Origin of the sequence: Planktothrix tepida PCC 9214 (assembly GCF_900009145.1) — a bacterium.
Lineage (GTDB): Bacteria > Cyanobacteriota > Cyanobacteriia > Cyanobacteriales > Microcoleaceae > Planktothrix > Planktothrix tepida.
In genome coordinates this window covers 780,258-801,095 of record NZ_LN889782.1, presented here as the reverse complement: position 1 = coordinate 801,095, position 20,838 = coordinate 780,258, and the positions used below count along the sequence as shown (strand labels likewise).

General features: G+C 41.0%; 18 protein-coding genes and 1 pseudogene. 9 read left to right on the top strand and 10 right to left on the bottom strand.

Annotated elements, in window-relative coordinates; genetic code table 11:
- Positions 1-194 precede the first annotated feature (194 nt).
- Positions 195-413, top strand: coding sequence for a hypothetical protein (locus PL9214_RS30485; protein ID WP_139294979.1), 219 nt, complete (start codon positions 195-197; stop codon positions 411-413).
- On the opposite strand, the gene nadB is transcribed toward PL9214_RS30485, so the two are convergent.
- From nadB to hetZ, 6 genes are all read right to left on the bottom strand, one after another.
- Entirely contained in the window at positions 410-2,122 is a 1,713-nt protein-coding gene (nadB, locus tag PL9214_RS06450; protein ID WP_072717983.1) for an L-aspartate oxidase, read from the bottom strand. The genes PL9214_RS30485 and nadB overlap by 4 nt on opposite strands.
- Positions 2,123-2,309: 187 nt before the next feature.
- Entirely contained in the window at positions 2,310-2,741 is a 432-nt protein-coding gene (gene psbU, locus PL9214_RS06445) for a photosystem II complex extrinsic protein PsbU (protein WP_072717982.1), read from the bottom strand.
- A gap of 269 nt (positions 2,742-3,010) precedes the next feature.
- Positions 3,011-3,886 carry a hypothetical protein gene (locus PL9214_RS06440; RefSeq protein WP_139294978.1) on the bottom strand — a complete coding sequence of 292 codons (876 nt, stop codon included), beginning with the start codon at positions 3,884-3,886 and terminating at the stop codon, positions 3,011-3,013.
- 395 nt (positions 3,887-4,281) lie between these two features.
- Positions 4,282-6,642, bottom strand: coding sequence for a transglutaminase TgpA family protein (locus PL9214_RS06435; protein WP_072717980.1), 2,361 nt, complete (start codon positions 6,640-6,642; stop codon positions 4,282-4,284).
- A 95-nt stretch (positions 6,643-6,737) separates the two neighbouring features.
- A complete protein-coding gene (locus tag PL9214_RS06430) occupies positions 6,738-7,763 on the bottom strand; it encodes a hypothetical protein (RefSeq protein WP_072717979.1) in 1,026 nt (341 codons plus the stop codon).
- Positions 7,756-8,916, bottom strand: coding sequence for a heterocyst differentiation protein HetZ (gene hetZ / locus PL9214_RS06425; protein ID WP_072717978.1), 1,161 nt, complete (start codon positions 8,914-8,916; stop codon positions 7,756-7,758). Before hetZ ends, PL9214_RS06430 begins: the two co-directional genes overlap by 8 nt.
- 147 nt (positions 8,917-9,063) lie before the next feature.
- Between hetZ and PL9214_RS06420 the strand changes: the two genes are divergently transcribed.
- Entirely contained in the window at positions 9,064-9,552 is a 489-nt protein-coding gene (locus PL9214_RS06420; protein WP_072718687.1) for a hypothetical protein, read from the top strand.
- A gap of 120 nt (positions 9,553-9,672) precedes the next feature.
- Here PL9214_RS06420 and sds read toward each other — a convergent pair whose 3' ends face one another.
- A complete protein-coding gene (gene sds, locus PL9214_RS06415) occupies positions 9,673-10,644 on the bottom strand; it encodes a solanesyl diphosphate synthase (RefSeq protein WP_072717977.1) in 972 nt (323 codons plus the stop codon).
- Positions 10,645-11,596: 952 nt separating this feature from the next.
- The gene (murI, locus tag PL9214_RS06410) at positions 11,597-12,460 is read right to left on the bottom strand and encodes a glutamate racemase (protein WP_072717976.1); all 864 of its coding nucleotides are present in this window, start codon (positions 12,458-12,460) and stop codon (positions 11,597-11,599) included.
- Between the two features lie 275 nt (positions 12,461-12,735).
- Here murI and PL9214_RS06405 point away from each other — a divergent pair, with 275 nt between their 5' ends.
- The 4 genes and pseudogenes from PL9214_RS06405 to PL9214_RS06390 all read left to right on the top strand — a co-directional run bounded on the left by PL9214_RS06405 (position 12,736) and on the right by PL9214_RS06390 (position 14,641).
- Complete coding sequence (locus tag PL9214_RS06405; protein ID WP_072717975.1) at positions 12,736-12,996, top strand: ParB N-terminal domain-containing protein; 261 nt, start codon at positions 12,736-12,738, stop codon at positions 12,994-12,996.
- 84 nt (positions 12,997-13,080) lie between these two features.
- Positions 13,081-13,470: pseudogene (dps, locus tag PL9214_RS06400) on the top strand (DNA starvation/stationary phase protection protein Dps); the annotation flags it as partial.
- Between the two features lie 42 nt (positions 13,471-13,512).
- The gene (locus PL9214_RS06395) at positions 13,513-14,154 is read left to right on the top strand and encodes a helix-turn-helix domain-containing protein (protein WP_072717974.1); all 642 of its coding nucleotides are present in this window, start codon (positions 13,513-13,515) and stop codon (positions 14,152-14,154) included.
- 166 nt (positions 14,155-14,320) lie between these two features.
- Complete coding sequence (locus PL9214_RS06390) at positions 14,321-14,641, top strand: STAS domain-containing protein (RefSeq protein ID WP_072717973.1); 321 nt, start codon at positions 14,321-14,323, stop codon at positions 14,639-14,641.
- A gap of 87 nt (positions 14,642-14,728) precedes the next feature.
- On the opposite strand, the gene PL9214_RS06385 is transcribed toward PL9214_RS06390, so the two are convergent.
- Positions 14,729-15,865, bottom strand: coding sequence for a PP2C family protein-serine/threonine phosphatase (locus tag PL9214_RS06385; RefSeq protein WP_072717972.1), 1,137 nt, complete (start codon positions 15,863-15,865; stop codon positions 14,729-14,731).
- A gap of 604 nt (positions 15,866-16,469) precedes the next feature.
- On the opposite strand from PL9214_RS06385, the gene PL9214_RS06380 reads away from it, so the two are divergent.
- Positions 16,470-16,907, top strand: coding sequence for an ATP-binding protein (locus tag PL9214_RS06380; protein ID WP_072717971.1), 438 nt, complete (start codon positions 16,470-16,472; stop codon positions 16,905-16,907).
- Between the two features lie 254 nt (positions 16,908-17,161).
- Here PL9214_RS06380 and PL9214_RS06375 read toward each other — a convergent pair whose 3' ends face one another.
- Complete coding sequence (locus PL9214_RS06375) at positions 17,162-18,190, bottom strand: adenosine deaminase (protein WP_072717970.1); 1,029 nt, start codon at positions 18,188-18,190, stop codon at positions 17,162-17,164.
- Between the two features lie 449 nt (positions 18,191-18,639).
- On the opposite strand from PL9214_RS06375, the gene PL9214_RS06370 reads away from it, so the two are divergent.
- Both PL9214_RS06370 and PL9214_RS06365 read left to right on the top strand, forming a co-directional pair.
- On the top strand, positions 18,640-19,980 hold the full coding sequence (locus tag PL9214_RS06370) for an adenylosuccinate synthase (protein WP_072717969.1): 1,341 nt from the start codon (positions 18,640-18,642) through the stop codon (positions 19,978-19,980).
- A 232-nt stretch (positions 19,981-20,212) separates the two neighbouring features.
- Positions 20,213-20,800 (top strand): 50S ribosomal protein L25/general stress protein Ctc, encoded by a 588-nt coding sequence (locus PL9214_RS06365; RefSeq protein WP_072717968.1) that lies wholly within the window; start codon positions 20,213-20,215, stop codon positions 20,798-20,800.
- Positions 20,801-20,838: the final 38 nt, after the last annotated feature.

Below are 20,838 nucleotides of genomic sequence, written 5' to 3'. Positions count from 1 at the left end.
TTTTATAATTATTGTAATGATTTTTAATCATAGACTTTATATCAGGGGGAATAGGGCTGATTGTCAAAAACTCTCCCAGAATACTCAGTGTAAATACGGAATATAATTGATATACTTGAACCATTAAGGCAGTTTTGTTATCGTTGGCTGCCCTGGTTGAAAGATTAAAGGTTTAATTAGGGGGTAAAACGATTGTGGTTTCTAGCCTAACACTCAAAATATTGGCAGGGGTTTGCTGTTTGCCCTTAAGTGTTGCCTTGCTTTTTGCTCTCATCCTTAAGTTTGGGCCAGCCAACCCGCTTAATCTTTCTCAATTTCATCATTTTTGGGTTCCCTCAGATTTAATTTGTGAGTATGTTCCTCCTAAAACGGGAAAACCCCCAGATGGCGATGGTTCTGGCTCACGAACTTAATCGGGAACCGGTGGTGATTTCCAAATTTGATTTTCTTGAATTAAAGTATGAACTTGCCAGCTTGGGTCTGACTGTGGGTAATCTTGTCGATAATGACCCCCACGACTTTCAAGGCGAAACGCTGCACTCTTCAAAATTAACTCGCCAATGCTGAGTAAGTTACGAGTTTCTCCCCATTGTTTTAAATCATGTGCCTTAATGCCCACTAATTCCCAATGACTCGAATCACTCGGATGTACACGAGATAATAATTGGCTGATGGGTAAAGCTAAAAATTCTTCAGACCATGCTTTCACCTGAGTTAAACCCTCCTCCAAGTGATCAGACTGGCGACAAATCCCAGCACTTTGCCATAGGACATGGGGCAAGTGGGATCGAATTGTTTTAATTCTAGCATAGTGTTCCTCCCAGTGGGAGTCACTCAAAATCACTGGCTTGATTTCTAAAGTTGAATCAAATTTTTCCTTCGTTGTCGGAAGGTTACGAAAGTCAATAGATGCTAGTTGAGCACCAAACACTAAACATTCTAGCAAAGAATTGCTGGCTAAACGATTCGCACCATGCACTCCGGTACTGGCTGTTTCACCCACTGCATAAAGTCCAGGGATAGAAGTTTGACCTTGAGTATCCGTCACAATACCCCCCATCCAATAGTGGGCTGCTGGGGTCACAGGAATGGGTTGATTTAAAATATCAATGCCCCACTGTTGACAAACTTGAATAATATTCGGAAAGCGATAGCGGATTTTGTCCGGGGGAATAGACCGTAAATCTAACCAAACTTGTTCTCCATGATTTCCCGGTTGTTGACGTAACTGTTGCAAATGGTTAAAAATAGCCCGACTGACCACATCTCTGGGCGCTAATTCTCCCCGGCTATCATAATCAAAGACAAACCGCCGACCTTGGCTATCAATTAAGTGGGCCCCTTCTCCTCGGACGGCTTCACTAATTAAAAATCGCGGCGCTCCCGGTTGGGTTAACGCCGTTGGGTGGAATTGGAAAAACTCTAAATCTCTCAGTAATGCTCCGGCTCTCCAAGCAATAGCCACCCCATCCCCGGTACTCACTTCTGGGTTTGTGGTGTGGGCAAAAACTTGGCCTCCTCCCCCCGTGGCTAAGATTACAGCCTTTGCTTTCACCCGATAAATCTGATGATTGTGAATCAAACTGATGCCTTGGCAGCGTTGGCCGTCGGTATCCATCCATAAATCTAAGGCGAAGGCGGGAGAAATAATTTTAATATTAGGTCGTTCTAAGACTCGTTCAGTTAAGGTTGTAATCACAGCCCGTCCAGTTGTATCGGCGGCGTGCAAAACTCGATGACGGGAATGGGCTGCTTCTAAGGTGAGGGCTAACTGGCTTTGATGCCGATCAAAGGCTACGCCTAATTCTACTAACCGATGAATACATTTTGGCGCATGATTCACTAGAAATTGAACAGCCTCTACTTCACATAACCCAGCCCCAGCTTTTAAGGTATCTTCTAAATGCAGGGTGGGAGAGTCATCGCTTGAAATAGCAGCAGCAATTCCTCCCTGCGCCCAATCACTCGCTGATAGGGGTAGAGCATCTTTACTCACTAAGCCAATCTTCAAGTGTTCAGGTAAACAAAGGGCGGTATATAATCCCGCCGCTCCTGTACCCACAACCAACACATCAAACACTAAGGGCAGGTGGGAAGTTAAGGAAGTCTCAATAACGGTCATGGGTCAGTGCCAGGATGAGGGGTTGGTTTTAAGTCAGGGATGAGGGTTTTGCTCTGTACCAGTGGTGTACAGTACCCCAGAACCATAACAGATTTAAACGGATTAAACTGACGTTAGAGATTATGTTAACTTTTTTTAATCTCGTTAACATAATCCGTACATTCTGACACTGAATCCCAAAAATGGCTTAGTCGTAAGCCCCAACATTTAACCGTTGGTCACCTTCGATAAACACAGACTCAGGAGGAGTCACGGTAAAGTTCTCTAAATTCTGTTGCAGAATTTCTTTTTGTTGTTCTGTCAAACCAGATATTTTCAACACATCCTCAACGGAATCATAGGGTGCATTCAGAATAATCAGTGACCCTAACTTGGGAAACATTCCTTTGTATTGACGAAAATCTCGCAGATCGCTATTATTTAAGTCCAATTTATTGCGAACCTTAGCCATCTTGTCATCAACACGATTTCTCCGAGGCGTTTCCGTTGCTAAGATCGGAGAAGTAACTCCATACTGCATCACGTTTAAGTTTGCAGCTAAAGCACTTTGATGTCCAGTCCATCCTAGACAACCCACTATTAAAACTAACACAGCCAACAGGCGACTCAATCGTTTCATCAACGCTCTTCTCCCAACTGACATAAACAGCATTTACAAGAATTTGATATTTTCAGGCAGAATGAGTAGCAAAGTGTATTCTACCATTTCCTTTACCCCCAATTTAGGCGCAAAGTTCAATAGAAAAACTCGCTGATCCCCTAGCTAAAAAGCCCGGATTTGGAAGTTTACTCAAATCACAGTTCAGTTTATGCTGTTGTCAACCTTTTCCGGTTTTATGTAAACTTTCTTAAAATTTGTTACGGTTCTGGCATGGGAGCGGTCGCAACTTATCGCAGTCCCACACCCATCCCATAACTATAAATACTTAAAACTTGATCTTCAGCACTCATAATGATTTTAATTCCGGTTCCATCAGGGTTCATCCATTCATAAGCCGCCTTAAAATTCTCTGCTAATTCGGGATTAAAGCCTGTATTCACGGTTCCTTCACTCCCCATAATCACTTTCACCTGTTCATAGGTCATTCCTAATCGCAATTGATAATACTGTTCACGGGTTGCTAAGGTTGGCCCTTCTGGATGGTTCGGGGGTGCGAGTTGTCCAATTGTATAGTTGTCTAAATTTTGGGTCAAAACCGAGGTAACGTTTTGATTTTGATCAAAGATTACGGTAATTCGAGAACCATTGGGATTTAACCAATGATAACGATGGTCTGATAAGTTCTGGGGAGAATGATTGATTTCTTCATCTTTTTTGCCTTCACTACCCATGATTTTAACGACTTCATCATAAGCCATTCCTAATTTAATTTGATTATATTGATCAATCAGAATGGTACTTTGGGATAAATTTTGTAACGTTCCGTCTTCAGCTTTTGTTACTTGTAAATGTTCGGGATGGCTTAAATTATAAGACGCTAATTTGATTACTTTTTTATCGGCATCAAAAACAATACTAATTGCTGAACCATTTCCATTAATCCAATGATAAATTACGGGGGAATTAGGGTTCTGATTGTTTGTAAACCCCCGATCTTGTTGTCCTTCTGACCCTAAAATCGTTTTGACTTGATCATAGGTCATGCCAATTTTCAGTTGACTATATTGCAATAAGTTATAGGGATTAGCTGTTGTCGGTTGTGCTTGAACGGGTAAACCCCAGAGAAAACTACTGATTAATCCCGTTACTACTATTCGCTTCATCACCATTGTTCCTCACACTTGCAGATTGTTGGTTGTTATTTTATCGGAATTTTAGTAGAGACTCATAGCCTATCTTGTCTGGGGTAGGGAACTTAACATAAGCTTACTTTATTGCAAAAGAGTTATTGTTTTAAATTTTAAAAGTTTATCTCAATTTTGGGGCAAATTTTGTCAAGAGGTTATTGCAAGCTATTTGCAACTATTGACGCAATTACGCCGTTTGGTGCTATAATACAAAAAAAATAATCTGGGTAAGTATAGCTTTATTAAAAATCATAGGTCTAAAATCCTGATTTTTCGTGTAATCATAATATTACATTCCTGAATTTACCTTGAAGTGTGATACCAAATTTTCAGAGACTATTTTGATCTGCAATAAGTTGATCTTGACAAAATCATCGTTTTATGTATTTAAGCCAACTTCGATGGTTGAGCCGTCTCCAATATGCTCTTTTTAAATTCATCAATAACTCTCGCATTTGCTCAAGATTAAGCGGTTTTCCACCATAACGCCAACCAATATAGCCTTGAGACAATTCATCAATAACTTCAGCTTCCGCAATTGAATGATATTGCTGTAACCAAGACGCATATTCTAACGGGGTTTGTGCAGGATGTTTCGGATAACCTTTACTGGCTAAAACCGCTAAGAGTTGTTGGTAAAGACTTTCTTCAGGAGGGAGTTTCGCCAACCAACGACGATAGCTCCAACCCTGCCAAATATCCCAACTTAACCACCCGAAAAATGCAATCACAGTGGTAATAATTAATCCACTAAAAATCCCTAACCCTCCCTGGGTAAATAAACTAAAAAACCAACGAATTCCTTGAAGTATTCCTAAAATTATCGTTCCTAAAATCGCTTGTAACCCATTCACAACCGGAGAAGGTAGCCAACCCGCCACCCAACTCCAAAACGCTTTTAAGGCACTAAAAGTTTGGTCTTCTTCCACCGAAGGGGGAATTAAATCCATCCCCGGAATGGGATTAAATGCAAACCAACCATAGTTAGGGAAATATACCTCTGTCATCGCAAAAGCATCAGTATTTTTCACAACGTATAACCCCGTAAAATAATTAAACTCCCCAGGGTTAAACCCGGCGACCAGTCGCGCTGGAATTCCGATAGAACGTAACATTATTGTTAGAACCGTAGAAAAATGATCGGGGTAGCCTCCGGTGATTTTTTCTCCTGGAGGACTATCTTGATACCCAAATAAAAACGCTGCAACTAAATCTTCATTTTTCTTTAGAAATGGAGGTTCCTTTTGTAATTTATAATTGGGGTTTTGTTTAAGATATTGTGCTAAATATAAAACTTTTTCATAGGTTGAATCTAAAGGTTTCTTATTTTGGGCGACTTGATTGACGCTGGCTAAGATTTCTTCTGTTTTTTTCCTGACTTTCTCCTCGATTTCTTCAGGAACTTGTAAATAATATTTTTTGATAGTTTTGGGATAGTTCGTTGATGCTTGTTGTAATTGATTGCGGTTACGATAGGGAACTTGAGAAACCACTGTGTAAGTCATTCCCTCTCGGAGTTCCAAAGGTGAGCGTAAATTCCCATCAGGATCAACAGCGATTTCCTCAGTGGGAAAATAGATTTCTTTTGGCTTATCCATCGCCGGAATTAAACTCGGAAGTTGTTGCAGTACGGTATAACTCTGAACCACTTCTTGCATTTTTGCTTGAGTGATTAACGGAAACAAATTAAACTGATACGACCAAATCGAACGCCTTAAAGGAATTGTTCTATCATTACGAGAAATTTCCCATCCTTGTCCGGTATAGCGATCAAAAGCCACGACTCGCCAAAATCCCCTCGCTTGTGAGCGCACTCGTAGAACGTCTTGAGGCTTTAATGCTCCGCGTAAATTCTGATTAATTTTCGTATTAAATCCATAATAAAACGTATCGTTTAGCGTTCCGGCTCCTGTTTCCTGATTTAATCCAGTACCACCCCCACCGGAATTATTATTCTGATCTTTTCCTGAAGACACATAACCTGGATTTAAAATTTGTCTGCCATCAAATTGTCCCGGTGGCATTTTAATCGGAGAACTCACCGGAAATGTTCTTAACTGATATCCTGGGAACCGAGGAAGAGCGGTAAAAATAATTAATCCTAAAGCAACTACGACTAAAAAAAGAATTCCAACAAACTTAAAATTTACCTGACTACCCGGTTGCTGTGATGTTTTTTTCGACTTAAATTCAATATCTCCTAACCCTAACCGAGAGCGATAATCTAAAATTAACGTCGGTAAAGCCAACCCCAAAAATACTAACACCACAGGCGCAAACGCCATCGTTTGACTAAGCGTCCCTGCGACTCCCAATAAAATCAACCCAATCACCATCGAATACCCCAAATCTTTGCGACGGGGTAAATCAAAACTATGTAAAACCTGTAATTCAATTAATAATCTGGCTAACGCTAACCGCGTATCATTCATTTCCCCAAATAGTCGCCCAAAAAATGCAGCCAGGGCAACTAACATTCCAATCGCAATACAAAATTTAATCGGCACATTGCGATGGCGGCGACGAAACCAACTCCAGGTTGCCCCCAGGATACTTACAGGAATTGCCCATAAATTCAGGGGTTCCTCAATAGCAACATCCGTTGCCACAATCCCCGCAATCACTAACAATTGAACTAACACCCGTAGCCACAGGGAATCCTCCGGTACTGGCTTGGGTGCTGCTTCAATCCGTCGCCATAATTGACTAAAAAAAGGGATTGAGGGTGTCATCGTTTAAGCTTAAAGGTTAAAGGGTTGAAACCTTAAACTACTTTAACTTAAGATCACCTAAACTGACAGACTAAATTTAGCTTATGGGTTGCTCCTTATTCAATCCAAGGTTGGGGGCAAATTGCAAAACAGAGGGGATTTTGCTCGTCACTATGAAATAAAACATGAAGTCGATAAATTCGGTTCGGTTCCGGGTCTATTAGTTCCAGTTTCAAATATCCGGGAGATTCCCGTTGCGCTGTTGCTGATCTCGTGTCATCTAACAGTTGCAACCGCCCTCCGGCTGGAAGTTGACCCAGAATTTTCAAACTAGATCCATACTCGGTTTGAACATATTCCACCTCAAGGGTCAATTCTCCTAAAGTCGTTAACCACTCTTGGTGAACAGGAGCTTGATTCAAACCACAATTGAGAGTCAAAGCCTGAAGAATTTCCTGCGCTGCTAATAATAACAACACCATTTGTTGCTCAGGGGTTGCAGTTTCATAACAAGGCTGAGACTCGGTTAAATCGGTATAACTTCGTAAACGCCCTAGAATCACATAACCTGCCAATTCATTCAGAGGTTGGGATTCATTAGGAAATAACGTTTCCACCACCTGAACTAATTTAGCACCTTGCTGCAAAGCAGAGTGAACCACTTTTTGACAAGGAACCAATAATTGATCAAAAACCCACTCTGGTAGAGGAACTGACCATCTCAATTGCTGTCGATGAGCAACCCAAAGATTAGACAGAGGAACCGGTTCTTCCCTGAATGCGTCTGGATATTCATGCTGCAAATCAGTGCCGACGGGTTCCCAAGGAAACAAGGGCGGGTTCAGTTGAATCGTGGGTTTGAGTCTTTCTCTCAAAACGGTCTCAAATCGGTTTTTCACAATCGGTATATCTCCCAGTGTGAATCGTTGACTGTTGGGGTCGAAAACGTCCATCTCTTCAGAATCGAGGGGGTCTAATTCCTCCCCCTCTAAGTTTTCAACTCCAGAAGTCTCATCAGGAATGGGATGGGAGTTTAATCCATCCTGAGCCTGATGAGATAAAGATGTCGTTGGCTGTTGCAACAACCAGTCAAAGAATCGACGCTCACAGCATTGATTATCTCGGTTTGCTTCGTTATTCATCACTGGATGCCCCTGCTCCGGATACTGAACGATTCCTGATTTCCCAAGCCAACTCTAACAATTTAAACCAACGTTTTTGAATCTGAGCTTCTTTGCAATTTAAACTTTTGGCAATTTCCGCATCAGACAATCCTTGTTGTTTTAACCTTAACAAACTCTCCTGCTCCGAACCAATTTGAGTTAAGAATTCTTGCCATTGATGAGGCAATAACCCTAAATCTCGTTCTAAATCTGCTTCTAACCATTGGTGAACTAATTCCCAACGATGTCCTAAAGCAAATCGAAGCAGATGATACTTAAATCGTTGCTGTAAATAATCACGCTGACGGGATGTTAATCCTAGGATTTTCTCAATTTCACGAGTGGGTAAATCCTGTAACCGCAAGGCAAAATAGTCGGCACAATCTTGTTGTTTGTGTTCTTCTAAATAAGCCATCAGTTCCTCTACTACCGTTTGACGGAGAGAATCGGACTCTGATTCGTTGGACTCTGTTACCATTGCGGCTCGGACTTGCTGGAGTGAGGAATCATTCCAGGTGGTATCAGATTCGGAACCTGACCCCTCAGCGGCTTGTTCTAAATCAACAAAACTTTCTTTAGGCTGTTGTTGAGAGAAGGTTTGCGCTCTGAGTATAATCAATTGCTGACTCCGACCCCGGGCTAAAGGAATTCGCCGTTTACCGTAGCGTTCCGTAAATGCCATATATTCCGCAAGTTCCAAGAGTGTCCGAGGACGGTAGGTGGCAGCTAACTGCGCTTCTTTACGAAAGGCATTCAAGGTTTCTAAATAAAAGGCTTGTAAAAAATCCTTAATTAATTCCAATCGAGCTTGGTAACTCGATTGCACTTGAGGAGGAGTAATATATCGATAAACAATCGCGCTCAAGGTACTATGTAACTCCAACGGCCCTTGTTTTGACCCTAGCTTATAATATTGAATACATTGCTGTAAACGGTGTTGAGCTAAAGTCATGGCCCAAGTTTCTATATCCCCTGAGTCTTGAATCCGTTTGCTTTCTGTACAAATACGGGTGGCTTCTTCGGTAATTCGTTCTGCAACATCCCGACAGTTTTGTTCAGAAGCACGAGTGGATTGATTCAGTTCTCTCAATAGCCTTTGGAAAATGGTTTCGCTTTGGCAGATTTCCCCCATGATGTCTAGTTACTACAATGACCCTAACACAATGATTCCAGAATCAGTCTTGGATTTCCGGATGGTTTACTATTGTGGAACAGGCATCTTGCCTGTTCATTGGGAGATGTGGGAAAGAATACAGTCAACAGTCAACAACCAACACCTATGAATTTAGATCAACAAATTCAAACTTTAATTGATAAAGCACCTCAAGATGGAACAACTCCCCAGGTTGTTGAAGCGATTTCACCTGCGCTAAAACTATTAGCAGAACAATTGCAACATCCCGAATATTATATTTTACAAACTTTAGATCAAAGTTGGGTGATACAACCGTTTATTAATGTAGATCAACCCAAACTCAAAAAAAGAGTTATTTATGCGTTTTCCACTTTAGAAGATGCGTTAAGTTATGGGAATCCTGATTCCGGTTCTCAACTTGTAGCGATTCCGTTACCCGTTACTCATATTCTATTCCAAATGGTTGTCTTAGAAATGCCTGATAGTTTATATTTCTTTGAAATTCCTAAAAATTTTCAGTCGGCTACCGAAATCAAACGCAGTGAAATTCAAGAATTAGTACAAATTTATCTCCAAGACTATCAACAACGTCGTCAGTCTAAATCCCGTAAAATTCCACCAAATATTGCTTAAAGTCGTTATCAGTTATCAAGTATCCGCATCATCAGTTATCAATTATTAGTTGAAAACAGTCAACTGTCAACTGTCAGTAGAGACGCACCATGGTGCGTCTGTACACTGTCAACTTTGCCGTTAATAAAGCCGGCTCAAAACATAATCGGCTAAATCGATTAATACCTGTCGAGATTCACAGACTTGAAAAGATTCGATGTACTTGACGGCTTGTTGAGCATGATCAGATGCTAATTCCCTAGAACGTTGAATGCCTGAGCTATCTTTGATTAAGGTTAAAGCTTGTTCTAAATCTCCTTCCTGAGCAAATTCTCGCTCGATTAAAGCTTCCAAAGACGGTTTTTCTTCTAAAGCATAGAGGGTCGGTGCGGTTAAATTTCCACTTTTGAGATCAGAAGCGGCTGGTTTTCCTAATTCCTCGGTGACACCAGTAAAGTCCAAAATATCATCGACAATTTGGAAGGCTAAACCAATATGGCGACCATAGTTATATAAATCTTCTGCCTGTTGGGTTGAAACCCCACTTAAAACACCTGCTGCTTTAGAACTATTGGCAATCAAAGAAGCAGTTTTATAATAACTTTTTTCTAAGTAGGCTTCAATTGATAATCCCGTATCAAATCGATTCAAACCTTGTTGGATTTCTCCCTCTGCTAAATCCATAATTACTTGGGAGAGTAATTTGACAACTTCCAAGTTATCCAAATTGGCTAAATACCAAGAAGATTGAGCAAATAGGAAATCTCCGGCTAAAACCGCAACTCGGTTATTGAATAAGCTATGAACCGTTGGCACTCCCCGACGCATTTCAGCATCGTCCACCACATCATCATGGACAAGACTGGCCGTATGGATCATTTCTGTGATTTCTGCTAACCTCCGATGCTTGAGGGTAATATTTTGATCGGGCATTGTGGTTCGGGAAATCAACAGGACAATCGCAGGACGTACCCGTTTCCCTTTGACACTAAACAGGTGTTCTGCGGCTGCATACAAAATCGGATGTCGTGCACCGACAAGTTGTTTTAAGTTATCGGTCAACTGCCGCAGGTCTGCTTCAACTGGCGAAAATAGAAGAGTTTGCGATGTCATGGATTAGCCAACTCAGGCGTTGAGTTAACAAAATTTTACATATTATAGTCTAATTTTAATCTGTTTCGGTTCAGGGGATCGCATTTAAGTTGAAACAGGAGTCTGGAAATTTCGACGTAAATAGACCCTAATCCAGAATGGATAGGGATTTTAACACTTCTGTCTAACTGTTGAGAGAGGTTACTTCTGGCTATTTCCCATCCCCTCTAGCTAGGTGTTGTCTCCCGGTTGGGTAAGCCACCCCAAAGCAAAAAAAAAATTTCCTGAAATGCTCCTGTTTTCTAATTTTTGTGTTATCTTAACATTAAGAGTTTAACCAATAATTCTACACATTAAGGGAAACGGGTCTAGCGATGGGATTAAGGATAATCAATCGCCACCTGATTGTTTCATTGGCTTTCGGATAGCCGTTAGAACTTTTTTTAAGAGTTCGCAAGCGGATTCCAGTCGGTGGACTTATCCATGACATCGGTTAGAGGAGTCTCTATTTAGGGTTTTCTGAGAAAACTCTAGGGTTTTTCATAGGGAATCTTCTGGCGGAGTTAAGTGTGAGCAATATTTCCAGGGGATGAGAATTTCCCATAGAAATTTTTAGTAGTAGGTCATAAAAGCTAGACCCTGGCTTTGCGTGTTGACCTTATGTAGCGGATATTAAACTCCTGTGCGCTCCTTCTCCTAATTCTTGTGGCTGGCTCCTATGTTTTATAATGATATGCCTTTAATCATCCCGCTTTTGGCAACGGGCTATGTTTTAATGATTTATTTGCTCTTAGCCCTCGCTAAGTATACAACAAATATCTCTCGATTGAGATCTTAAAAATCTATCTTAAATCAGTTTTCCCAAATTACTGGCTCAAGTAATCAAGAATTCTGAAATGATGCAATGGAAATGGAAAATGAAAAACAGACCCACCCAGTTTGAGACAAGCTGAGTGGGTATTGTTGCTAAATATCAGGTTAATGATGGGGTAATACCATCACTGACCGCCATAGGGGTACTATTGACGGGTTCCATCGTGGGTAACGTAGTCGCTTCTACCAGGGGAGTAAACCCTAACCACTGAACCGAAATAGAAGCAAACTGTTGAGGACAACCACTGACGCAAAAGCGAGTGGGTTTGGGAGAGTGAGTATTCCGCAGTCCTAACAGTTCTAATTCTTTAGCCGCAGCTTTAACTAAAGACACCGCCGGGTCAACAAGTTGAACGTGAACCGGAAGGATAGAACGCAAGACAGGAGCTAAATGGGGATAATGAGTACAGCCATAGATCAGGGTATCAATTTGCTGCTGAATTAAGGGGGTTAAATAGTCCCGTGCCACTTGATGGGTATAAGGATCATGAATCCGGTTTTGTTCAATTAAGGGAACAAACTCTGGACACCCCACTTGCCAAACTTGAACAGAAGAATCTGTTTCCTGAATCGCGTGACGATAGGCATTACTCGCGGCTGTTGCGGGAGTAGCAATCACCCCAATTCGTTTACCCTGTCGCACGGCGGCTTGAGCACCCGGAAGAATTAATCCTAGGATGGGGATATCAAATTCATCTTGAACCGTTTCTAAGGCGAGGGCGGAACTGGTGTTACAAGCCATGAGAATCATTTTGGCATCCTGTTGCATCGCCCACAGAATAATGGGACGGACAAACTGCAAGATTTCCTCTCGTGAGCGGGTTCCATAAGGCAACCGCGCCGTATCTCCAAAGTAAAGAACGGATTCATTGGGGAGTTGACGGTAGAGTTCCCTTAAAACCGTTAATCCTCCGACACCACTATCAAATATTGCGATTCTTTTTTGTCGATTGTCCGTTGTCATGAGTTAAAAATCAGTCTTTGATTGTCTGTTATCGATGGTTAATAGGTCTGTTGTCAAGTCTGTTGACTGTTAAACCAAAGTAATAGCCAATAGGGAATAAATTATTTCTTCCCCCTGTCCCCCTATCCCCTCATCCCCTTGCCCTCCTTTTCTTCCTCGTCTGTGTGAATGCCGGAAACCTGATGTTTAAGTTTTGGACTAGAGTTGTTGCAACTTGAAGTCATTATGAGTATGATATAGAAAGACAAGGAAAAAGGAAAAGGAGGATAAACTTCATGCAGGTTAAAGACATTCCTCTCAAGCAGATTCGTCGTCCTCTGCCTCGTGGAACAGACCCAAAAAAAGTTGAAGCCTTAATGAAATCGATTCAAGAGATTGGCTTACAGGAACCGATTGATGTGTTAGAAGTGGACGGACAATATTATGGATTTTCAGGATGTCATCGCTATGAAGCTTGTACAAAATTAGGGTTAGAAACCATTCGCTGTAATGTCCGAAAAGCACCCTGTTCTGTCCTGCAAAAGCATCTAGCTTGAGATAGATTTAGAAGAATTTGAAATTCGATACACTGTGATCAATCTCTTCTATAATTGTAAAGTTTTGATTCATTATTAGATTTAAAAACTCAAGTCAAACAAGCCCATTGGAATGTCAAAGGAATTAACTTTTATCAATTGCATGAATTGTTTGATGAAATGGCTACAGAATTAGAAGAATATATTGATCTGATTGCTGAACGAGCAACCGCTTTAGGAGGAACGGCACTGGGAACAGCCCGCATGGCAATTGCAGATACCATTATCCCAGAATTCCCCCTGGATTTGGCTAATGATAAAGATTATGTGGTGGCTTTAGCCGATCGCTATGCTCCGTATGCGAAAATGGTTCGAGAAGCCATTGATCAAACAGGTGCATTAGGCGATGCGGATACAGCAGATTTGTACACTGAAATTTCCCGCGCCATTGATAAGCGGTTGTGGTTCTTAGAAGCTCATTTGCAAGGCAACTAAAGGGCCATCAATGGCAGTGTAACTCGTGAACTAAAAATCAAAATGAGTGAATCTGCGTTACCGGACTATAGCCCCCAGTTACAGGAACTAATGCAACGGGCGGGGGTTTCAAGTATAGAAGAATTAAGCCAAATTGCTGGGGTTTCCCCGTTGCAGATTATTCGACTGCGACGGGGACTCGCGCTACAAACCCCGGTTAGTATTTTGTTGAAAATTAGTCAAGGTTTAAAGATTTCTCTGAGCGAATTATTAGCCGTATTTGCTCCAGGTTCTGTTCCTTCTGAAACTCCAATTCGGGGAGATTTAGAATCAGAATATCAACGCTTACAAACACAGATGGAACAGCAACGTTCTGCGTTGTTAGAAGAATGGAAACGGGAAAGTCTGCACGTTTTGGAGTCGTGGTTATTGCAATGGCCAACAGTGGTGTATCGAGTTCAAGAAAACCTCCAACTTCCGGCGGTAAAATTATTACCTTTTGTGCGTCCAGTAGAACAGCTTATGAGACAATGGGGAGTAGACGCGATCGCACCTGTCGGCACACAAGTTCCCTATGATCCGCATCTACATCAACTCCTGGAGGGAACGGCTCAACCCGGAGAGCAAGTGATTGTGCGATATACGGGATATCGAGAAGGGAATAAACTCCTTTATCGGGCTAAAGTCAGTCCGGTGAAAGGTTGATTAACTTTACGGTTGCGGGATCATCAATGCAGCCCGGAAACAGACAGGGTACTGATTAAATTTCCTGTTCCCCAGGTTAAATGGATGTATTTGGCTATGAGTCCATCTCAAAGCTATACTAACTGAGTCGGGCGAGTCTTATGGAGGGTTTCATCCCTAAAACACTATGAGTTCTGATGTTAAAATTCTTAAACCTCACGGGATTTTAGATGGTACTAAAGCTAGTCCATTTCGTCAAGATATTGCTGCTTTAGTTGAGAAGGGAGCCAAAATAATATTAATTGACTTCCAAGATGTCACATTTATGGATAGTTCGGGTTTGGGTGCATTAGTCTTAGCTCTGAAAACGGTTAGAGCGGCTGGGAGTAAATTATTTGTTTGTTCTATTAATGAACAAATTAGGATTTTATTTGAACTCACCAGTATGGATCGGGTATTTGAGATTTTTGAAAACGAAGATAAATTTTTGGAATCTTTGAAAAGCTAATCTTTGGTGATTCAGGAGCTAAGATAGGGTGAAAACGGGGAGTTTAATCTGGATTTCAACAGATTTATGTTTCCCCATTTCACCCGATTAAGTAAAAGTAACTTTTAGCAAAGAAAAATCATCATCAAAGGGGTTGTTTGCATTAATTTTTTTAACGGTATTTAAAACTTCTTCTAAAGTATCTGTTTGTAAATCATTGTATTCTACTAAAATTGAAATTAGCCCTTCTAAGCCTAACATTGTATTATCAGGTTGATTGATTTCATAAACTCCATCACTGAAAATATAAAGATTACTAAATTCTTCTATTTTGTGGGTGGCATCCATATATTCTGCTTCTAAAAACATTCCTACAGGCATTCCTCGTGTTTTTAAGCGTTCAATTTTAATATCTTTTTTATTTTTTCCTGTTAATAAAATAGCGGGAGGATGACCCGCACTAGAATATAATAATTGTCGAGTTGAAAGCTCATAAACACCATACCAAATTGTAAAATATTTATCATTTTGATAGGTCATCTGAAAGGTGGTGTTTAAGGCTTTTAAAACGTTACTGGGTTGATAATAATCAATATTAGGAATAGCCCTAGAACGGAGTAAATTAAGAACAGAAACGGAGGGAAGAGCCGCTCTTAAGCCATGTCCTGATGTATCTAATAAATAAATCGATAAATGATCAGAATCTAACCAATAATAGTCAAAAGAATCTCCGCCTAATTGACGAGAGGGAATAAATTTAGTATCAATTTTTACAGGTTCAGTTAACGGTTCAGGAAGGAGCGATCGCACATATTCTGCGGCTTCTGCTAATTCGGCTTCGATCCGTTGTTTTTGGGTTTGTAAATCTTGGCTAAGTTGATGTAATCTTAATCCTGCTCGAACTCTAGCATAGAGTTCATTCATTTCAATAGGTTTAGAAATAAAATCATCAGCGCCTGCATCTAAGCCCGTGACTCGATCTGAAACTGAACCGAGGGATGTTAATAAGAAAAATTGTGTCGTTGATAATTCTGAAGTCGCTTTAACTTGACGACAGACCTCAATCCCCGTTAACTTGGGCATAATCCAATCACAAATAATTAGTGCTGGACGTAGCTGTTTAGCCTGTTCTATGCCTTCTTCACCATTATTTGCCACACTAACATCATAACCCTGTTTTTTCAGCGTTCTTTTGAGAAGTTCTAAAATGGCAACATCATCATCGATAACCAGAATTTTAAACATGAGCGTTGAGGTACGTTGGTACACCAGATGAGGGTAATCAAGGCCAAGTTAAGACTTTGCTGTCTTTGAGTATAGTCTAATTAGAGGATTGCCTGAACTTGAAATTGACGGAATTCAAGGTTTTGTTCAGTTAATATTTAAGATTCATAAAGTTCATCCCATAAAAGTTACGATTAATTCCTTTTCATGTTAGAGAAGTAATTTTATGTCATATTAGCCCTGATCTACGCGCTTTCAGCCTGATTAGCGAGGAGTGTGTTTTCACTCCTTTAGCGGTTGATTTTTATGAAATTTCACAGGTTGTGTTATCCCATCTCCAATATTTTACTTGATCTAGCACAATCGCGGTTCAGAAAGACTAGAAAACCACTCAAAAATGCAGTAAACTATTGGAGGACTCCAGAGGCAATGACTTATTCGAGGGGGATAAAACGCTGTAACGAACTGGCTACCTCTGAGGTTAAATTAGCTGCCCTCCTGTGCAAACTTTTGTTGTATTATGATGAAGTTAGCCCACTTGTTATCATTCTCAATCCCTAATGCAGTTAAGGATTTAGGGAATCAGTCAAACTTAATTGTGATTGAATAAGAGGATTCAAAACCATTGCCACTGCCCCAAACGACTCAACTTCAAGTTCCGTCTAGTTTAGTGTTCCTCACTAAAGTCTTGTCATGGTTTGAGCAACTGTATCAGTCCTTTATTCCTCAATCTGTTTGGATACGCTGTCAGTTAGCTTTAGCAGAGGGATTTACAAATGCAGTTCGTCATGCTCATAAAGGACGTTCTGAGGATCTATATATTGATTTAGAAGTGACTGTTTTAGAACAACAAATTGAAATTCGGATTTGGGATTTTGGCGAACCTTTTGATTTACTTGATAAAATCAAAGACATTCTCAAGGAGATGAATGATCCCTCAAGGAATACGGAGATAAAGGGAGGGGGAAGGGGTTTGAAATTAATGTACGATATTGCCGATTATTTAAGTTATGAACAGGGTGAAGATGGACGTAACTGTTTATTAATTATTAAGAATTTTTAAGCTATTGAAACAGTTAAAAATCTTGAGGCGGGAGTTGGAGACAAAATTATTGTTTTAGGAGATAGTATTGCCAGTGGCTATAATACCGACAGGAAGATTTTATTCATCCGAATGCTGCTGGACATCAACTTTTAGGGGAACGAGTTGCTCAGGGTTTAAAACCGCTATTAGAAAAAGCGAAAAAACCGAAATTATTAAAAAGTTAGGAGACAGGAGACAGGAGAATAAATCAACTGCTCGCTGTTTCCCATGATTTAAACCATTGCAGGTTCAGGTTTTAATAAACCATTGAGAATGTGTGCGGGGGGGTTTTCATGGGGCCATGCAAAGGCATGACGAAAGGCGGCTTGTTGACAGGCTTGTAATTCTTCAAACCCTAGAATATCAAGGGTTAATAAATTCTCGTATTCAAAGGGTAAACGCACGTTATGTAACCCGGCATTATCAGTACAAATGGCAATATCAACTCCGGCATCAAAACAGCGTTCAAAGACAATTTTTAGTTGCTGAATATCCTTGAGAGTACCCGTTTTAATATAGGTCGTGGGACAAACTTCTAAACATTGCTGTTGTCGAGCTAATTCCGGTAATAATTCAGGATGTAATAACGGAATTTGAATGCCATGACCAATTCGCATTAAATAGGGCAATAATTCGGGATAACAACCTTCTGGGGTTTCATATAAATGTCCGGTGGTTTTTAATCCCAAGGATAAGGCATATTGGTACAAGTTAATAAACTCATCCAACCGTTCAGCATAATGATTATCCCCTCCAGCAATATCGATTGCACAAACATATTGAGGTATTTGTGCTGCTAAATCAATAATTGCCCGGTTAACTTCTAATGGAAGTCGAGTGTGCATACATAAAATTTGGCTGGTAATAATGGGAGTATCACTACTTTGACTCGCTTTTCCCACGACTTCCACAATTTCAGCCATACAATCAATTCGTTGGGACTGGTTGAGATGTTCCGGTGTTCGTAAATAAGGTGTATAGCGCAATTCTAAATACGCCAAATTTTCAAAAGTATAAGCACCCCGCATCAACCGATAAATAAAATAAGGCAGGGTTTCAACGGTCTGCACACTTTCAACCATTGTATGCAGTTCTAAATATTCATCTAAGGTATTGCGGGGTTTGGTATAAAAATCTTCAAACCGTTCATATTCAACAAACCCTTGGGTTAACTGAGGGTTATGACGTTCAAAATACCGCCACAGAATACGCGGTACAACAGAACCCCCTAAATGGCGATGTAACTCAGCGTGTAACGGCATAGTAACTCTTAAATAAAGGTTAAAACAATGGCTATCACTGATCGGTTTCAAGGTTTATTGACTCACTTGATCAACTGATCCTGATATTAACCATTAACGATAGCACAACCCTCAAAAAACATGGGGTTAAAACCTGCATTTCTATGAAGATTCTTATTTTAGAGTTTGGGGCTGAAAAATCTTTTTTTTGCTATAATAGAGTTTTGGATAAAAATCTAAGATAAAATTGATTTGTGTTACTTCTTTTAATATTTTTCTGCTCAAAAACTGAGATCTGGGGGGAATCGGCGATCGCTGATAGAGAGGTGTCCTTGGGGTCTCTATCCTAGAGGGGTCAGTGAGGGCATTAGAATCAAGGGTGACAAAACAGTTAACAAAACTTAATTTGACAGAGTTCCCTTAATAACAGATAATTAAGATTTGTGTAAACTGTCGGAGTGAAAACTCTCTTGGCTAACGTAGTTGTTATCGGTGCCCAGTGGGGCGATGAAGGAAAAGGCAAAATCACCGATCTGCTGAGTGGTTCAGCCGATGTGGTTGTCCGCTACCAAGGTGGCGTTAATGCAGGTCATACGGTTGTAGTTGACAATCAAACCTTTAAACTGCACCTGATTCCTTCAGGCATTTTATATCCCGATACCGAGTGCATTATCGGTTCAGGAACCGTGATTGATCCCAAAATTTTAATTGAAGAACTGGATCAACTCGAATCCCTGAAGATTTCCACCAAAAACTTAATGATTTCCCAGACGGCTCATGTAACGATGCCTTACCATCGCCTCTTGGATCAAGCATCGGAAGAGCAACGGGGAGATCAAAAGATTGGGACAACGAAGCGGGGGATTGGCCCGACTTACGCCGATAAGTCTGAACGCACGGGAATTCGCATCATTGATTTGATGGAAACCGAGACTTTGCCCGATCAGTTGCGCTGGACGATTAACAATAAAAACGTTATCCTCGAAAAGCTTTATAATCATCCTCCTCTCGACCCAGAAGCGGTGATTAAGGAATATTTGGAATATGCAGAACGGTTGCGTCCCCATGTCGTTGATGCTTCACTGAAAATCGACGCAGCAGTGCAGGCTCGACGGAATATTTTATTTGAAGGGGCGCAAGGGACACTATTAGATTTAGATCATGGAACCTATCCCTATGTGACCTCCTCTAACCCCGTAGCAGGGGGGGCTTGTGTGGGGGCAGGAGTTGGCCCGACGATGATTGATCGGGTAATTGGGGTAGCGAAAGCTTATACAACTCGTGTGGGTGAAGGGCCATTCCCGACGGAGATGGTGGAAGGCATTGGCCAGGTTTTATGCGATCGCGGGGCTGAATTCGGAACAACAACGGGACGTCAACGGCGTTGCGGTTGGTTTGATGCGGTGATTGGCCGTTATGCTGTTAGAATCAACGGTTTAGATTGTTTGGCCATTACCAAATTAGATGTTTTAGATGGCTTAGAGGAAATTAAAGTTTGCGTTGCCTATGATATTGATGGGGAACGGTGCGAACATTTCCCTAGTAGTGCGAGAACTTTTGCTCGGTGTCAACCGATTTATGAAACGGTTCCCGGTTGGAAAGAATCAACGGCTGATTGTCGCAAGTTAGAAGATTTACCCAAAGAAGCTTTAAGTTATTTGAAATTTTTAGCGGAATTAATGAAAGTTCCGATCGCGATTGTTTCATTAGGAGCCAGTCGAGATCAAACGATTATTGTTGAAGATCCGATTCACGGGCCGAAACGAGCGTTATTAGATGCAGACGGACAACCTGTAACCGTTGGCGGTTAGAAGGGATTGTATCCAGTCTTTTCGTTGTCATATTTCTTCTCTTTAAAACGTAGCTTGGGATGCCAACCCATGCTACGTTCAATGGTTTAGTGCCTAGGCGTGGAGATGGTGTTTATATCCGAATGATCTATGCAATCAAAATCCAAGATCTGAGCTACAACGTCATGATTTTGGTATAATCAGAGTTTGGCTAAAAAATTTTAAGTGTTTAACCCTAAGCGCAATCAACGTCATGGAAATTACAATTGAAGGTCAAAAACGGCCAGAAGGCTCTAAACCCAATGCTTTGCGTCGTCAAGGATTAGTTCCGGCGGTGCTGTATGGTCATCAAGGTACTGAATCTATTAACATTACGATTCCCGCGAAAACTGTAGAAACCCTGCTCAAACGGAATGTTGTTAACCATACTTTAATTCAACTGAACGTTCCTGAACTGTCTTGGAGTGGTAAAACCCTGCTCAGAGAAGTTCAAAAACATCCTTGGAAAGGATTTCCCTATCACCTGAGCTTTTTCTCCGTTGCTCAACAAGATAGTTTAACCGTTTCTATTCCTCTGCATTTCGTTGGTGAAGCGGTTGGGGTGAAATTAGAAGGCGGTTTGTTAGATGTTGTTCTTTCTGAATTGGAAGTAGACTGCGAACCGGGTAGCATTCCTGATCGCATTGATGTGGACGTCACAGGTTTACATCAAGGTCAAGCCCTGCACATTAGAGAACTCAATTTACCTGCGGGAGTCACAGCTACAGGGGATGCAGAGCAAGTCGTTGTTAGTATTATTCATCCTGAACGGGGTGAGGAAGAAAGCAGCGTCGAAGGTTAAGAATATCGGGAACTGGGGGAGCAGGGGAAGTAGGGAAA

Coding starts and splice junctions, on each gene's coding strand:
- nadB (WP_072717983.1), bottom strand. CDS start 2,122: ATGACCGTTATTGAGACTTCCTTAACTTCCCACCTGCCCTTAGTGTTT.
- psbU (WP_072717982.1), bottom strand. CDS start 2,741: ATGAAACGATTGAGTCGCCTGTTGGCTGTGTTAGTTTTAATAGTGGGT.
- PL9214_RS06440 (WP_139294978.1), bottom strand. CDS start 3,886: ATGAAGCGAATAGTAGTAACGGGATTAATCAGTAGTTTTCTCTGGGGT.
- PL9214_RS06435 (WP_072717980.1), bottom strand. CDS start 6,642: ATGACACCCTCAATCCCTTTTTTTAGTCAATTATGGCGACGGATTGAA.
- PL9214_RS06430 (WP_072717979.1), bottom strand. CDS start 7,763: ATGAATAACGAAGCAAACCGAGATAATCAATGCTGTGAGCGTCGATTC.
- hetZ (WP_072717978.1), bottom strand. CDS start 8,916: ATGGGGGAAATCTGCCAAAGCGAAACCATTTTCCAAAGGCTATTGAGA.
- PL9214_RS06420 (WP_072718687.1), top strand. CDS start 9,064: ATGAATTTAGATCAACAAATTCAAACTTTAATTGATAAAGCACCTCAA.
- sds (WP_072717977.1), bottom strand. CDS start 10,644: ATGACATCGCAAACTCTTCTATTTTCGCCAGTTGAAGCAGACCTGCGG.
- murI (WP_072717976.1), bottom strand. CDS start 12,460: ATGACAACGGACAATCGACAAAAAAGAATCGCAATATTTGATAGTGGT.
- PL9214_RS06405 (WP_072717975.1), top strand. CDS start 12,736: ATGCAGGTTAAAGACATTCCTCTCAAGCAGATTCGTCGTCCTCTGCCT.
- PL9214_RS06395 (WP_072717974.1), top strand. CDS start 13,513: ATGAGTGAATCTGCGTTACCGGACTATAGCCCCCAGTTACAGGAACTA.
- PL9214_RS06390 (WP_072717973.1), top strand. CDS start 14,321: ATGAGTTCTGATGTTAAAATTCTTAAACCTCACGGGATTTTAGATGGT.
- PL9214_RS06385 (WP_072717972.1), bottom strand. CDS start 15,865: ATGTTTAAAATTCTGGTTATCGATGATGATGTTGCCATTTTAGAACTT.
- PL9214_RS06375 (WP_072717970.1), bottom strand. CDS start 18,190: ATGCCGTTACACGCTGAGTTACATCGCCATTTAGGGGGTTCTGTTGTA.
- PL9214_RS06365 (WP_072717968.1), top strand. CDS start 20,213: ATGGAAATTACAATTGAAGGTCAAAAACGGCCAGAAGGCTCTAAACCC.